At 72.1% G+C, this 15,206-nt stretch carries 13 protein-coding genes; 5 read left to right on the forward strand and 8 right to left on the reverse strand.

The genetic code is table 11. From position 1 onward, the window contains the following. Nucleotides 1-40 precede the first annotated feature (40 nt). Nucleotides 41-499 (reverse strand): hypothetical protein, encoded by a 459-nt coding sequence (locus ASF89_RS10260; RefSeq protein WP_055814322.1) that lies wholly within the window; start codon nt 497-499, stop codon nt 41-43. A 167-nt stretch (nt 500-666) separates the two neighbouring features. Here ASF89_RS10260 and ASF89_RS10265 point away from each other — a divergent pair, with 167 nt between their 5' ends. Then, entirely contained in the window at nt 667-915 is a 249-nt protein-coding gene (locus ASF89_RS10265) for a WhiB family transcriptional regulator (RefSeq protein ID WP_055796236.1), read from the forward strand. A 116-nt stretch (nt 916-1,031) separates the two neighbouring features. Here ASF89_RS10265 and ASF89_RS10270 read toward each other — a convergent pair whose 3' ends face one another. Further along, on the reverse strand, nt 1,032-2,525 hold the full coding sequence (locus ASF89_RS10270; RefSeq protein WP_055796232.1) for a sensor histidine kinase: 1,494 nt from the start codon (nt 2,523-2,525) through the stop codon (nt 1,032-1,034). A 156-nt stretch (nt 2,526-2,681) separates the two neighbouring features. On the opposite strand from ASF89_RS10270, the gene ASF89_RS10275 reads away from it, so the two are divergent. Next, a complete protein-coding gene (locus ASF89_RS10275) occupies nt 2,682-3,176 on the forward strand; it encodes an Rv3235 family protein (protein WP_156357315.1) in 495 nt (164 codons plus the stop codon). A gap of 115 nt (nt 3,177-3,291) precedes the next feature. Here ASF89_RS10275 and secA read toward each other — a convergent pair whose 3' ends face one another. The 6 genes from secA to mtrA form a co-directional block, all read right to left on the reverse strand. Then, nucleotides 3,292-6,117, reverse strand: a complete 2,826-nt coding sequence (secA, locus tag ASF89_RS10280; protein ID WP_055814326.1) for a preprotein translocase subunit SecA — start codon at nt 6,115-6,117, stop codon at nt 3,292-3,294. Between the two features lie 240 nt (nt 6,118-6,357). Then, nucleotides 6,358-7,068: a ribosome hibernation-promoting factor, HPF/YfiA family gene (gene hpf, locus ASF89_RS10285; protein ID WP_055814329.1), complete on the reverse strand. Its 711-nt coding sequence runs from the start codon at nt 7,066-7,068 to the stop codon at nt 6,358-6,360. 124 nt (nt 7,069-7,192) lie between these two features. Beyond that, nucleotides 7,193-7,852: a ComF family protein gene (locus tag ASF89_RS10290; protein ID WP_055814331.1), complete on the reverse strand. Its 660-nt coding sequence runs from the start codon at nt 7,850-7,852 to the stop codon at nt 7,193-7,195. A gap of 104 nt (nt 7,853-7,956) precedes the next feature. Continuing rightward, nucleotides 7,957-9,639, reverse strand: coding sequence for an LpqB family beta-propeller domain-containing protein (locus tag ASF89_RS10295; RefSeq protein ID WP_055814334.1), 1,683 nt, complete (start codon nt 9,637-9,639; stop codon nt 7,957-7,959). After that, a complete protein-coding gene (gene mtrB, locus ASF89_RS10300; RefSeq protein WP_055814337.1) occupies nt 9,636-11,255 on the reverse strand; it encodes an MtrAB system histidine kinase MtrB in 1,620 nt (539 codons plus the stop codon). Before mtrB ends, ASF89_RS10295 begins: the two co-directional genes overlap by 4 nt. Nucleotides 11,256-11,300: 45 nt before the next feature. Further along, nucleotides 11,301-11,981, reverse strand: coding sequence for an MtrAB system response regulator MtrA (mtrA, locus tag ASF89_RS10305; RefSeq protein WP_055814340.1), 681 nt, complete (start codon nt 11,979-11,981; stop codon nt 11,301-11,303). A 150-nt stretch (nt 11,982-12,131) separates the two neighbouring features. Between mtrA and ASF89_RS10310 the strand changes: the two genes are divergently transcribed. The 3 genes from ASF89_RS10310 to ASF89_RS10320 are packed head-to-tail and all read left to right on the forward strand — an operon-like array spanning nt 12,132 to nt 15,198. Further along, nucleotides 12,132-13,352: a hypothetical protein gene (locus tag ASF89_RS10310; protein WP_055814342.1), complete on the forward strand. Its 1,221-nt coding sequence runs from the start codon at nt 12,132-12,134 to the stop codon at nt 13,350-13,352. Then, entirely contained in the window at nt 13,349-14,023 is a 675-nt protein-coding gene (locus ASF89_RS10315; protein WP_055814345.1) for a DUF4129 domain-containing protein, read from the forward strand. Before ASF89_RS10310 ends, ASF89_RS10315 begins: the two co-directional genes overlap by 4 nt. Then, nucleotides 14,020-15,198, forward strand: a complete 1,179-nt coding sequence (locus ASF89_RS10320; protein ID WP_082489922.1) for a DUF4350 domain-containing protein — start codon at nt 14,020-14,022, stop codon at nt 15,196-15,198. The genes ASF89_RS10315 and ASF89_RS10320 overlap by 4 nt, the downstream gene beginning before the upstream one ends. Nucleotides 15,199-15,206 lie beyond the last annotated feature (8 nt).

Below are 15,206 nucleotides of genomic sequence, written 5' to 3' on the forward strand. Positions count from 1 at the left end.
CGCGCGCCTCCTCGGCTCCGCGCTCGTCTGCGAGGCGGCGTCAGTAGGTGCGGGGCGGCGCTTCGTCGCGGGCGGCGGTGGCTGCGGTCACCGACGGGGTGATCAGCAGGACGACCACGAGCACGGCCGGGACGATGAGCCAGAGCCCCACGGTGGGGTTCGCGAACGTCCCTTGGAGGCTGCCGACGCCGACGGCCACCTGGAGCACCTGCCAGACGATGGCGGCGCCGCGGATCCAGGCCCGGCCACGGAAGGCCCCGACGACGATCGAGCCCAGCCACGCCGCCGCCATCAGCGTCAGCACGAGCACGGCCACCGCGGAGGGGTACGACGACGGGGTCGCGACGACGAGCTCGATGAGCAGGTAGGCCGCGGCCCCGCCCACGACGACGAGTTCGCCGACGAGCAGCACGAGCAGCACCCACAGGAGGGGCGGTCGACGTGTCGCGGCAGACGGATCTGTCGGCTCGGCGGGGTCGTTCTCAGCCGCTCGGCTCATGCGTGGCCCTCCACAAAATCCTTGATTTGGCCGTACCAGTATGCGACCATATTCGAGGTCGAAGTGACGTGCACACGGCTGTGCGCGCCTCCCGAATTCTTTCTCTTTCCCCCATCCGGAACCGGTGCTTCGTTGCGCCGGTTCAGCATTTAAAGGAGTACCCATCGATGGATTGGCGTGACAAGGCCGCCTGCCTGACCGCAGACCCGGAGCTGTTCTTCCCCGTCGGCAACACGGGCCCCGCTGTCGACCAGATCGACAAGGCCAAGACCGTCTGCGGTCGGTGCACCGTCACCGAGACGTGCCTCCAGTACGCCCTCGAGACCAGCCAGGATTCCGGCGTCTGGGGTGGCCTCAGCGAAGACGAGCGTCGTGCGCTGAAGCGCCGTGCGGCTCGCGCTCGTCGCGCCAGCTAGACCTTCTCGCCCGACGGCGGTCGCGACCGACCGACGGGCTCGTCACGAGGCCGGCTCCCTTGGGGAGCCGGCCTCGTCGCTGTCCGGGCACGCTCGTCGCGTGCTCGGGCGGGCCGTCAGGACTGGGTGAGCCAGCGGAACGGGATCTCGATGGTGACCTCGGTGCCGCTGCCGACGAGCGTGTGCCAGTCGATCGTGCCGCCGAGCTCGCCCTGGATGAGCGTGCGGACGATCTGCGTGCCGAGACCGGAGCCGACCTTGCCCTCGGGCAGACCGACGCCGTTGTCGCGCACCTTGACGGTCAGCTGCTCGTCGTCGCGCTCGGCGACGATCTGCACCTCGCCGTCGCGGCCGTCGAGGCCGTGCTCGACCGCGTTGGTGACCAGCTCGGTCAGCGCCAGCGCGAGCGGTGTCGCGTACTCGCTCGGCAGGGCGCCGAAGCTGCCGACGAGGGCGGGCCGCACGGTCGTGTTGTGACTCGAGGCCACTTCGGCGATGAGCATGAGGACGCGGTCGAAGACCGTGTCGAAGTCCACGTTCTGGCTGAGGCCCTCGGACAGCGTGTCGTGCACGACCGCGATCGAGGCGACCCGCCGCATCGCCTGGGTCAGCGCCTCGCGGGCCACGTCGGTGTGCGTCCGCCTCGCCTGGATGCGCAGGAGGGACGCCACGGTCTGCAGGTTGTTCTTGACCCGGTGGTGGATCTCGCGGATCGTCGCGTCTTTGGTGATGAGCTCGCGCTCCTGGTGCCGCAGCTCGGTGACGTCGCGGCAGAGCACGATGGCGCCCATGCGCTCGCCCCGATCACGCAGCGGGATCGCCCGGAGCGACACCGTCACACCCCGGGCCTCGATGTCGGTGCGCCATGGCGCCCGCCCGGTGACGACCAGCGGCAGGGACTCGTCGATGACCAGCTTGCCCTGCAGCAGGTTCGTCGTCACCTCGGCGAGGGACTCCCCTTCGAGCTCGCCGTCGAAGCCCATGCGGTTGAAGGCCGAGAGCCCGTTGGGGCTGGCGAAGGTGACCGTGCCGTCGACGTCGAGGCGGAGGAGCCCGTCGGAGGCGCGGGGAGCGCCGCGCCGGGGGCCGGTCGGCGCCCCGAGGTCGGGGAAGTCCCCCGCGGCGATCATCGCGAACAGGTCGTTCGCGCACTGGTTGAACGTGAGCTCCTGCCGGCTCGGGGTGCGGGCCTCGCTGAGGTTGGTGTGCCGGGTGATGACGGCGATGGGCGCCTCGGTCACATCGGGGCGGCTCGCACCGAGTCGACGCAGCACGGGGACGGCGCGCACCCGCGTGGGGGTCTCTTCGTACCAGTCGGGGGCGGCGGAGTCGACGATGCGGGTGGACGAGAACGCCGCATCGATCTGCACGCGCCACTCGGGGCGCACCTCTTGTCCGACGAAGTCGCGGTAGAAGAGCGTCGCGCTGCTGGACGGGCGCGCATGGGCGACGGCGACGAAGCTGCCCGTCTGCGTGGGCACCCAGAGCACCATGTCGGCGAAGGCCAGGTCGGCCAGCAGCTGCCAGTCGCCGACCAGCAGATGCAACCACTCGATGTCCGCTTCGCTGGAGCGGCCCTGGGCGAGTACGAGATCACTGAGCGTCGACACCGCCCCAGTCTAGGTCGACCCGTGGACCCTGGGAGGCGCGGGTCGCGCTCTGTGGACGACCGCGATCTCTCCACAGCCCGGCCTGTCCTTGTCGAACCAATACCGGATGTCATATGTTGTGTACGACCGAGCCGCCGTCACGAAAGTACGAGCACGATGCCCTCTTCACCACGCGCCACCACGTCAGCCCGCCCCCGCACGGGCGTCGAGTCGCCCACGGGGTCGATCCCGCTGGAACGCCATCTGAGCGCCGTGCCCGGCTGCGGGACGCTGGCGGCCATCTCGCCGGACCCCTTCGCACCCCGGGGCAAGCCCATCACCGCCGAGGCGGCCGTCGAAGCCCTCGCCCGTTCGGTGCTCGAGGTCATGGCCGGGGCACGCGACATCGAGCAGCTGTCGCGCTGGGTCACCGCCGAGGTGTTCGCGACCCTGCGCAACAGGGTCAGGATCTCGACGAGGGCCCGCGTCGCCCACGGCGTCCGACCCCAGCGCCCGATCCTGCGGTTCGGGCCGGTGCGGATCGCGGAACCCGTTCACGGCATCGTCGAGGGCGTCGTCGTCGTCCACGGTCGGGGGCGCAGCCGCGCCGTCGCCGTGCGCCTCGAGACCGTCCGGGGCCGGTGGCAGGCGAGCGCTCTCCACATCCTCTGATCCGAGAGGCGGCGCCGACACGGGGCCTCCCCCGCCGACGACGGAGGCGCACCCGCCTGAGCGGGTGCGCCTCCGTCGTCGCGCGACCGGTCGGGACCGATCGTCCGGTGCCGGCCTACTTCTTGCCGGCCGCCCGGCGCTCGGCCCGGTTCACGGGTGCGGGCTCGTCGCCTCCGGTCTTCTGACCGAACGCGCCCTTGCCCGCCGGCGCCGTGCCGCTCGATGCCCGCGCCGCGGCCACCTCGGGCGCCGTCGTCTGCGTGGCGGTCTCCTGCAGGCGCTGGGCGCGGGCCGTGGCCCCCTTCTCGAGGCGGCCCTTCTGGTCGCGGACCTCGACCTCGCCGTCGATGTTCGGCGCCGAGTACTCGAGGGCGGGAGGGGCCTGCTCGTTGCCGAGCCCCTTCGCAGCGATCACCGGCGTCTTCTCGGCGCCGACCTGGTTCTGGACCTCGACCTCGAGGTTGAACAGGAAGCCCACCGACTCCTCGCGGATCTGGCCCATCATGCTCTGGAACAGCGCGTAGCCCTCTCGCTGGTACTCGACCAGCGGGTCGCGCTGCGCCATCGCCCGCAGACCGATCCCGTCTTTCAGGTAGTCCATCTCGTAGAGGTGGTCGCGCCAGCGGCGATCGATCACCGAGAGCACGACACGACGCTCGAGCTCGCGCATGGCCGCCTCGCCGAGGGTCGCCTCGCGGTTCTGGTAGGCCACCTTGGCGTCGGAGAGGATCTCCTGACCGAGGAACTCGCGCGTCGCCTTGCCCTTCGAGCCGGCCTCGGTGATGACCTCGTCGATCGTGATCGAGATCGGGTAGAGGGTGCGGAGCTCGGTCCACAGGGCATCGAGATCCCAGTCGTCGGGTCCGCCCTCGCCCGTGTGCTGATCGATGACCTCATTCACGACGTCGTCGAGGAACTTCGAGGCGCGGTCCTGGAGATCGTCGCCCTCGAGGATGTGCCGACGGTCGCCGTAGATCGCCTCGCGCTGCCGGTTGAGGACGTCGTCGTATTTGAGGACGTTCTTCCGGATCTCGGCGTTGCGGGACTCGACCTGCGACTGAGCGGAACGGATCGCCCGACCGACGATCTTGTTCTCGATGGCGAGGTCGTCGGGGACGTTGCCGCGGCCCATGAGCGACTCGGCGGCACCGGAGTTGAACAGACGCATGAGATCGTCGGTGAGCGACAGGTAGAAGCGGCTCTCGCCCGGGTCACCCTGACGACCGCTGCGGCCGCGGAGCTGGTTGTCGATGCGACGGGACTCGTGGCGCTCCGTGCCGAGCACGTAGAGCCCGCCCGCCTCGACGACCGCGGCGGCCTCCTCGGCGACGGCCTCCTTGTGGGAGGCGAACACGGCATCCCAGGCCGCCTCGTACTCGTCGGGCGTCTCGACCGGGCTGAGCCCCTTGGCGTTCATCTCGGCGACCGCGAGGAACTCCGCGTTGCCTCCGAGCATGATGTCCGTCCCACGGCCGGCCATGTTGGTGGCGACCGTGACGGCCCCGGCCCGACCGGCCTGTGCGACGATGGCCGCCTCGCGGGCGTGGTTCTTCGCGTTCAGCACCTCGTGCTTGACGCCCTTCTTGGCCAGCAGACGCGAGAGGTACTCGCTCTTCTCGACGCTCGTGGTGCCCACCAGGACGGGCTGCTTCTTGGCGTGCCGTTCGACGATGTCCTCGACCACCTGGTCGAACTTCGCCGTCTCGTTCTTGTAGACCAGGTCCGTCTGGTCGATGCGCTGCATCGGCCGGTTCGTGGGGATCGGGACGACGCCGAGCTTGTAGGTGCTCATGAACTCGGCGGCCTCGGTCTCGGCCGTTCCCGTCATGCCCGAGAGCTTCTTGTACAGACGGAAGTAGTTCTGCAGCGTCACCGTCGCGAGGGTCTGGTTCTCGGCCTTGACCTCGACGCCCTCCTTCGCCTCGATGGCCTGGTGGATGCCCTCGTTGTAGCGGCGCCCGCTGAGGATGCGACCGGTGTGCTCGTCGACGATCAGCACCTCGCCGTTGATGACGACGTAGTCCTTGTCGCGCTTGAACAGAGCGTCGGCCTTGATGGCGTTGTTGAGGAACGAGATGAGCGGCGTGTTGGCGGACTCGTACAGGTTGTCGATGCCGAGGTAGTCCTCGACCTTCTCGATGCCCGGCTCGAGCACCCCGACCGTGCGCTTCTTCTCGTCGACCTCGAAATCGACCCCCGACACCAGGCGACGCGCGATGGTGGCGAACTCCGCGAACCAGCGGTTGGCCTCTCCGCTGGCGGGCCCCGAGATGATGAGGGGCGTGCGGGCCTCGTCGATCAGGATGGAGTCGACCTCGTCGACGACGGCGAAGAAGTGTCCGCGCTGGACCATGTCCTGCGACTGCCAGGCCATGTTGTCGCGGAGGTAGTCGAAGCCGAACTCGTTGTTCGTGCCGTAGGTGATGTCGGCGGCGTACTGCTCGCGGCGCTGCGCCGGGGTCTGGCCTGCGAGGATGCACCCCGTGGTCATGCCCAGGGCGCGGAAGACGCGACCCATCAGCTCGGACTGGTAGCTCGCGAGGAAGTCGTTGACCGTGATCACGTGCACGCCGCGCGAGGCGATGGCGTTGAGGTAGGCGGCCGTGGTCGCCACGAGGGTCTTGCCCTCGCCGGTCTTCATCTCGGCGATGTTGCCGAGGTGGAGCGCCGCGCCGCCCATCAGCTGCACGTCGAAGTGCCGGAGACCGAGGGTGCGCTTGGAGGCCTCGCGGACGGCGGCGAACGCCTCGGGCAGCAGATCGTCGAGCGACTCGCCGCCGGCGTAGCGCTCGCGCAGCTCGACGGTCTCGTTCTTCAGCTCGTCGTCGGTGAGGGTGGTGAAGTCGTCCTCGAGCTCGTTGACGGCTTTGGCGTACGCCTTCAGCCTGCGGAGGGTGCGACCCTCGCCGACGCGAAGGACCTTCTCGAGAACGTTGGCCACCGGTTACTCCCTGTGTTTCGGTCGAGCGCACGACGAGAGCCGCGCGCCCCGTGAGGCGGGCCCGTGGGCCACGCCGAGATCGGCTCGACCCGCGGACGGACGAGCACGGAATGGTAACAAGACTAGCGGCCACGGCCCTGTGAACCGGCAAGCGATCACCTCGCCGCCTTCTCAGGACCGTGGCCGCCGAGGGACCGCGAGGGCGCCCGACCGGCTGCGCCGGATCGGACGCCCCGACGGTCAGTCGACGAGGCCGGCCCGGAGCGCCGTGGCGACCTCCTGCAGCTCGGGGGCCGACTGGTCGAGACCGATGACGCCGTAGTCCCAGCCCTTCCGTCGGTACACGACGCTCGGCCGATCGGTCCCCGAGTCGATGAACAGGTAGAAGTCGTGACCGACGAGCTCCATGTAGTAGAGCGCGTCGTCGACCGTCATGGGCGTGGAGGCGAAGACCTTCGACCGGATGACCACCGGGCTGTAGTCCTCCTCCGTCTCCTCCGCGTCGATCGAGGCGTCGTCGTCGACGACCGCGATCGACCCCGTCCGGACGGCGTCGAGGGTCTCGGCGGCGGCCGGTGTGACGCCGTGCGTGCTGAAGTCGGAGGTCGAGGCCTCACGCAGCGATGTGGGCCGGTGCTGACCGCGATGCACCTTCTTGCGGTCCTTGGCCCGACGGACGCGTTCGAGCAGCCGCGCGATGGCGAGGTCGAAGGCGACGTACTTGTCGCCGCCGGTCGACTCGGCGCGGACGAGGGGCCCGGGCCCGATCAGGGTGAGCTCGACGCGGTCGTCTCCTGCCTGACCGCTCGACTTCTCGTGGTGCCTCGAGACCTTGATCTCGAGCGCGAGGGCTTTCGTGGCGAGCTGCGCCACCTTGTCGGCCTTGTCAGTGGCGTAGTCGCGGAAACGATCGGTGATGCCGACGTTTCGACCCGTGACGGAAATTTCCATGACGACCTCCTTTGGCTATGACGTGCCGCCTGTCAGCCAGGCGGATGTGCTTTCACGCCTTTTGCCCCACCGTAACCGTGACGGCACCTCGGCGTAACCCCGCGTCCACCGTGTCGCGAGTCGCTCAGGCACCTCGGATGCTCCTCCCGGTCTCCGGAGTGGACGCCAGGCACGCCGCGGCGACGACCGCCGCACCCCGTGCCGCGAGCGCCCGCTCGGCCTCGAGGAGCGTCGACCCCGTCGTCACGACGTCGTCGACGAGCAGCACCCGGCGGCCCGTCAGGTCGGTCGTCGCCCTCAGCGTCCCCTGCCGCGCCCGCTGGCGCTGCACCCGGTCGAGCCTCTTCTGCGGACCGCCGGCCCCGGCGACCGACACGAGGAGGCGCGGTGCGAGGACCAGCCCGGCCTCGCGGGCGAGCAGACCCACGGGGTCGTACCCGCGCCTCCTGAGTCCGGACCTCGACGCGGGCACGGCCACGAGGAGGGGCGGCGACGGTCCCGGCGGACACGCGCGGTCGAGGGCGGCCGCGAGTGCGGGGGCGAGCCGGCGGGCGAGCCGCAGACGCCCCTGCTGCTTGAACGCGATGACGGCGCGGCGCACCTCGAACTCGTAGTCGAGCCCCGACACGACGACGAGCCCCGTGAGGAGCTCGCGCGAGCGGACCGTGGGATCGAGTCGCCTGCGGCAGTCGGGGCAGAGCTCGACGTCGGGGCTGCCGCAGCCGGCGCACTCGACCGGGGAGACCACGGAGAGCGCCTCGCGGAGCGCGGATCGTGCGGACATGACGACAGCCTGCCGCGGCGGCGCGGGCCGGCGCGAGCGGGACCGGCGTCGTCCACGCCGACGACGGGGAGCGCTCTGCTGGGGAGGGGAGGATGGTCCGCGGGTCAGCGCTGGGTGGCCAGCAGATCCGCGCGGATGCCGCTGTCCTGCCAGCTGCTCCCCCGGGGCTCGAGGACCATCCCGTCGGCCGTGCGCACCTGCAGCCGGCCCACCCCGTTGCCGCCCACGATGGACTCGGGATCGCCCGGCGGACGACCGCGGGACGTCGCGGGGCCGCCGACCTCGGAGACGGTGACCTGGGGCTCGTCCCCCGCCCGGGTGAGGACGGCCACCGACGACTGGTCTGCCCAGGTGGCGTCGACGGGCACCCCCGTCGCCGTGGCGAGTTCGAGGGCCGGCCCGAGTGCCGTGGGGACCCCCTCCGCGTCGCGGACCACCGCGGCGACCGTCAGACGGGCGTCGCCGTCGTCGTCGAGGAGCGCGAGCACCCGGCTGCCGTCGCGCGAGACGCGCAGGGTGACGACGTCGGCTCCGTCGGGCAGCGAGGAGGACACGGCGTGCACGACGCCGTCGCCGCCGATGACGAGGAGGTCGCCGGGGTCGCTCTCGGGGACGCTCCAGACGTATCCGCGGTCGTCGAGCGATGGAGGCGCGAGTCCCGGCCGGGCGTCGAGGAGGCGGCTGCTGCCGTCGGCTCGGACGAGCACTGCCCCCTCGGGGGTCGCGACCGCCGCACGGGTCTGATCGCCGGAGAGCTCGAGGGCGGTGGCCCCGAGGTCCGTCACGGTCGGCGAGAGCCCGGCCAGCTCGCTGACGGCGCTCCTCGACGCGAAGCCGAGCACGCCGTCGGCGACGACGAGAGGCCGGGCGTCGACGGTCGGGTCGCGCAGGGGCGAGTCCTGGCCGAGCTCCGGCACGTCGAGCGCCGTCGACTCGACGCTCAGCTCGACCGCCGTGATCGCGGCCACGCTCGAGAAGCTCGCCAGAAGCTGGGCCTGCATGCGGGCCCGGGCCGTCGGGTCCGCGCCGAGCGCATCGGCCGTGAGGTCGACCCTCGCCGTGCCGTCGTCGACGGTGATGGCGGTGAGCGAGAGCCGGGTGCCGTCGGGGAACGCCGACACCACGGCGCCCTGGAGCCACGACGACGGGCCCGCGAGGACCGCGGACGCGATGCGCGTGCTCGTCGACGACCGGGCGAGGAACCAGCGCTCGTCGGGCACGAGGTACGTGAAGGTCGGGTCGTAGAAGTAGATGGCGTGCGAGCGGAACACCGACTGGAACGTCGCCGGGGTCAGCACGATGCCGTCGGGGGCGTCGCTGATCCGCCACTGGCCGTCCTCCTGGACGAACCGGTAGCCCAGCGTCGTCGGGACGGAGGACGTGGCGGGCGTGTAGCGACCGGTGTCGTCGACGGTGGCCGAGTCGACGAACGTGTAGTCGAGACGGGTGTCCGAGACGCGGGTCGTCGTCCCGGTGCCCGGACGGACCATGACGCTGTCCCTCGGGTTCCAGCCGTCGGCGAACCCCGTCGAGAGGAACTGCCTGGCGACCGCGTAGTCGTTCTGGGGCCCGGTGCCGGCGGCGAGGAACCCGTTCAGCAGCTGCTCCTGGGAGCTGCCGACCGAGGGGCCGTTCGGCGTGTACACGACGTCGCTGTCGACGACGTCGCTGGTGATCGGGTCGCCCTGCTGGACGGACCCGCTGTCGGGGATGCCCGCGCAGCCGGCGAGCGCCGCGAGGAGGGATATCGCGACGGCGACGGCGGGGAGTCGTCTCGGGGTGGTCATGCGTCCTCCTCGGGTCGGACCGGCAGCGGGCGGGAGCGGACCTCGGCGCCCACCACGCGGGGCAGCGTCACGACGAAGCGGCTGCCCGAGCCCGGCCGCGACCAGACGTCGATGCGACCACCGTGCAGGACGGCGTCCTCGAGGCTGATGGCCAGACCGAGCCCCGTCCCGCCGATCGTCCGCCGACGGGACGGGTCGGCCCGCCAGAACCGGTCGAAGACCCGTTCGGCGTCGGCCTCGGTCATACCGACGCCGTGGTCGCGAACGGCGATGGCGACGGCGTCCGGGTCCGAGTCGACCTCGACGACGATGGGTCGCCCCTCGCCGTGCTCGATGGCGTTGCCGAGCAGGTTGCGGAAGATGCGTCGCAGCCGACGCGCGTCGACCTCGCTCTCGAAGTAGCCCCCGCGGGCGACGATCTCGATGGCGCTGCCCGTCTCGGCGGCCAGCGGCTCGTACTCGGCCACGCCGTCCTCGACGAGCCGCACGAGCGTGATGCGCTCGAGCTCCAGCTCGACCGCGCCCGCGTCGAAGCGCGAGATCTCGAGGAGATCGGCGAGGAGGAGCTCGAACCGGTCGACCTGCGTGTGCAGCAGTTCGGTGGTCCGCGCCGCGGACGGGCTGAACCCCTCGCGCTGGTCGTACAGGACGTCGCCGGCGAGCCGGATGGTGGTCAGCGGGGTCCGCAGCTCGTGCGAGACGTCGCTGACGAACCGCTGCTGCACGCGAGACAGCTCCGCGAGCTGCGTGATCTGCCGCTGCATGGCGTCGGCCATGCCGTTGAAGGACCGCCCGAGGGTCGCGACGACGTCGTCGCCCTTCTCGGGGATGCGCTCCTCGAGGTGCCCCGCGGCGATCTTCTGACTCGTCTCGGCGGCGACGCGGACGGGTGCGACGACCAGACGCACGACGGTGTACGTGATGAGCGCGATCAGGACGACGAGGGCCAGCGACCCGATCGCCAGGGTGCGCTGCATCAGGGCGAGGGTCTCCTCCGCGTCGCCGAGGTCGTACACGAGGTAGAGCTCGTACTGACCGGCGGTGGGCACCTGCAGGGTCGAGCCGACGGCGATCCCCGGCGCCGCGCCTCCTGAGGGGGACGCGAGGGACACGGACTGCAGGGCCAGCGATCCGGTGTCGGCCGCCACCTGCTCGCGCAGCTCGGGGCTGATGACGTCGGCCGGGAAGTCGGGGCTCGCGATGTTCTGGATCGTGCGCGCCGTCGTCTGGCCCGGTGTGCGGAGGATGGCGATCCGGGTCCCGCCGGGGCTCGAGGTCGACCCCAGGATGGCGCTCTGCGCCTCGTTCTGGAGCGAGTCGAGCTCGACCTGGTCGGCGTCCTCCGTCGCCGTCGCCGAGTCGAAGATGCTCTGCGCGAGCAGCGTCGCCCGGAGCGACTCGGACTGCACCTGATCACGCCGCTGGTCGTAGAGGTTCGCGCCGATGCTCACGGAGATCGACGCGGCGATGATCGAGGCGCCCACCCCGGCGAGCACGACGGTCAGTGCGACCGTGCGGAGCTCGAGGGACGACCGCCAGCCGTCGGCGAGACGACGCCACACGACCGCGAGGCGGCGAGCCGTCGCCCCGGGGAGCGCCAGCCTCGGCGACGTCATCGGACCGCGACGCTCGACGGCCGGCCGATCGCGCCGGGCACGGGGTCAGGCGCTCGCGCCGGCACGGTACCCCACGCCGCGCACGGTCGTGACGATGCGCGGGTTGTCGGGGTCGTGCTCGACCTTCGCCCGCAGACGCTGCACGTGCACGTTGACGAGCCGGGTGTCGGCCTTGTAGTGGTATCCCCAGACCTGCTCGAGCAGCATCTCGCGGGTGAACACCTGCTGCGGCTTCGACGCGAGAGCCAGCAGCAGCTCGAACTCGAGCGGCGTGAGCGCGATCGCGGTCTCGCCACGGCGGACCTCGTGCGCGGCCACGTCGACGCGGAGGTCGCCGACGGTCAGGACGTCGTTCGTCGGCTCGGTCGCGGGGCGCAGCCGGGTGCGGATGCGCGCCACGAGCTCCTTCGGGTTGAACGGCTTGACGACGTAGTCGTCGGCGCCGCTCTCGAGGCCCTTGACGACGTCGACGGTGTCGCCCTTGGCCGTCAGCATGATGATCGGGACGCCGCTCTCGGCACGGATCGCGCGGCACACCTCGAGGCCGTCCATCCCGGGCAGCATGAGGTCGAGCAGCACGAGGTCGGGCGACGAGTTGTGGAAGGCGTCGAGGGCGGCGCTGCCGTCGCTGCAGAAGTGGGGCTCGAAGTCGTCGGCTCGGAGCACGATGCCGATCATCTCGGCGAGAGCGGGGTCGTCGTCGACCACGAGGATGCGCGGGGTCATGGTCTCCGTCTTCGGCTGGGCCGCTCGGGCGGCGGCACGTCGGACCAGATTAGTGCAGGAGGCGCGCTCGGCTGGCACCCCGACCCGCGCTGTGGAAACATGGCAGCACCTGCGAGGACGACCTCGCCGGCGGACGACCCGGGGGAACGCATGACCGATCCGAACGGCTGGGCCGCCCCGGGCGGCGGCGACGCCCCCCGCTGGGGCGAACGCGTCGACACCGGGATCGGGGTCCCTCAGGGCCAGCACGCCCCGGCGGCGCCGCCGCAGGGCGCCGAAGCACCCGGAACGCCGGGGCAGCACCCCGGGGGCTGGACCCCGCCGCCGCGACCGGGTCTCGTCCCGCTGCGTCCGCTGACGTTCGGCGAGATCCTCGCCGGCTCGTTCCAGGTCTTCCGCCGCAACCCGCGCACGACCTTCGGCACGGCCCTCCTGGCGCAGGTCGTCATCGCCATCGTGACGGCCGGCGCCGTCGGCGCCGCCACCTTCGCCGCGATCGGGCGCATCGACTCGGCCCTCCCGTCGGACCTCGAGACGGTGACGGCGGGCGCCGTGGCCGTCGTGCTCCTCTCGGCGCTCGTCCCCGCGGCCCTCTCGCTCGTCGTCGGTTCGATCCTGCAGGGTCTGTTCGTCCTCGAGACCTCCCGGCAGATCCGCGGCGAGCGCCTCCGTCTCGGCGGTCTGCTCGCCCTGGCCAGGGGTCGTCTCGGCGCCCTCGTCGGCTGGTCGGCCCTCGTCGCCCTCGCCACCGTCATCGCTCTCGCGGTCGTCGCCGCCATCGTCACCCTCGGCGTCGTCATCGGCACGGGCCCGAGCATCGCCATCGGCATCGGCGCGGGTCTGCTCGCAGGGCTCGGCGCCACGGCCCTCGGAGTGTGGCTCACCGTGAAGCTCTGCCTCGTGCCGAGCGTCCTCATGCTCGAACGGACCACGCTCACGACGGCCGTGACCCGGTCGTGGGCGCTCGTCCGAGGCGGGTTCTGGCGCACTCTCGGCATCGTCGCCCTGGTGTTCGCGATGATCCAGGTCGCCGCGCAGGTCGTCGCCACGCCGTTCTCCCTCCTCTTCGGCGTCCTCGGCGGGACCCTCGCCCCCACCGGCGACGCCCTCGACCCCACCGCCCTGGTCGTGACGGGGGTGGGGTACCTGCTGACGATCCTCGTGACCTCCGTGGTGACGGCCATCGGCTCGGTCGTCCAGGCGGCCTCGGTCGGGCTCGTCTACGTCGACCGGCGCATGCGACTCGAGGGTCTCGACCTCGAGCTCGCGCGCTCGGCCGACCTGCGCGCCGCCGGCGCCACCGGTCCCGACCCCTACCGGACGCCGGGCGACGACGCCTCCGACCGCCCGGCGGAGACACCGGCGCGGTGACGATGCCGACGGCGTGGGCGGCGACCCCGCTGACGCCCGACCCCGACGAGGCGCGCCGTGAGCTGATCCGCGAGCTCACCGGCGCCGACTACGCGGCCGCACGACCGACCTGGCTGGATCGCGCCGCCCAGGGGTTCTGGGACTGGATCGCCGGCATCCGGTTCGGCGGCGCCGAGGGGGCTCCCGCCGCCGCGCTGCTCGTGGCCCTGCTCCTCGTCGTGGCGCTCGTCGTCGTCGTCTTCGCCGTCTACGGCCGACCCCGTCTCGATCGCCGCTCCGCTGCGGTCGGCCGGGTGTTCGGAGTCGATGACGACCGCGACGCCGACTCGCTGCGCGCCGCTGCTCGGGCCGCCGCCGACCGCGGGGACCACTCGACCGCGGTGGCCGAGTCGTTCCGGGCGCTGACCCGCGCCCTCGTGGACCGCGGCGCCATCACGACCTCCCCGGGCACGACCGCGAACGGGGTCGGCGACCGCGCCGGCCGCGTGTTCCCCGATCGGGCGACGGAGCTCAGGGGCGTCGCGCGGATCTTCGACGAGGTCCGGTATCTCGGACGGCCCGGCTCCGACGCCGACTACCGCGCCGTCGCCGAGCTGGACCGAGCCCTGACCGTCGACCGATCATCGGGCGGGTCGGCAGGCGACGACGCTCGCGAGGGGGTCGCCTCGTGACCGTCGTCACCCCCACGCCGCGAGCCCGCCTGCGTGGCGCCCGCGTGTGGATCGCCCTCGCGGCCGTCGCCCTCGGCGGGGCCGTCGTCGTCACGGTGCTCGGGGCCGGCGGCGGGACGGGGGGTCGGCCCCTCGGGCCGTCGAACCCCGCGCCGACGGGGGCCAAGGCGGTGGTCGAGGTGCTGCGCGACCAGGGTGTCGACGTGACGGTGACGACCTCCCTCGCGGACACACTCGCCGCGACCGGCGACGCCGACCGGACGTCCCTCGTCGTCGACGACGCCGACGGGTTCCTCACCGACGACCAGTGGGCCGATCTGGCCGGGGCACGGACCCGGCTCGTGCTCCTCGCCCCGTCGCAGACGGCCCTCGACGTCGTCGCACCCGGCGTCGCGCTCGTCGGCGCGGCCGACGACGGCGTCGTGGCCCCCGCCTGCGACCTCGCGGCCCTGTCCCGCGTCGAGCGGGTCGACGCGGGCGGCCTCGCCTACTCGGCCGACGACGTCGACGGGGCGGGCGACGGCACGGCCGTCGGGTGCCTCGCAAGCGACGGAGGCGACGGCCTCGTCGAGGTCGTCGGCGCCGATGCCCCGGTGACGGTCGTCGGTGCCACGACGGCCCTGACGAACGCGGCGATCGCCTCCGACGACAACGCCGCCTACGCCCTCTCGGTGCTCGGTCAGGCCCCGGAGGTCGTCTGGTACCTCCCCGGCGCCGCCGACCTGCCGGAGGGCGAGGGCACCCTCGCGACCCTGACTCCCTCGTGGGTGACGCCCGCCCTCGTCCTGCTGGTCCTCACCGGTGTCGCCGCGATGGCGTGGCGGGGTCGGCGGCTGGGCCCCCTCGTCGTCGAGCGGCTGCCCGTCACGGTGAAGGCGTCCGAGACCACCGAGGGACGCGCCCGCCTCTACGAGAGATCGGGCGACCGGCTCCATGCCCTCGATCAGCTCAGGATCGGCGCCCTCGGCCGCCTCGCGCGCACCGCCGGGCTCCCGGTCGGAGCCTCGGTCGACGAGATCATCGAGCGGGTCGCCCCGCTCGTCTCCGCTCCCCCGGCCGCCCTGCGTCACGTGCTCGTCGACGCCCGCCCCTCCAGCGACCGCGAGCTGCTGTCGCTCAGCGACTCGCTCCTCGACCTCGAGCGGGTCCTCCGGGCGGCGACGGCCCCCTCGTGACCGGCGCC

Source organism: Frigoribacterium sp. Leaf172, assembly GCF_001424285.1.
In the GTDB taxonomy this organism is placed as follows: domain Bacteria; phylum Actinomycetota; class Actinomycetes; order Actinomycetales; family Microbacteriaceae; genus Frigoribacterium.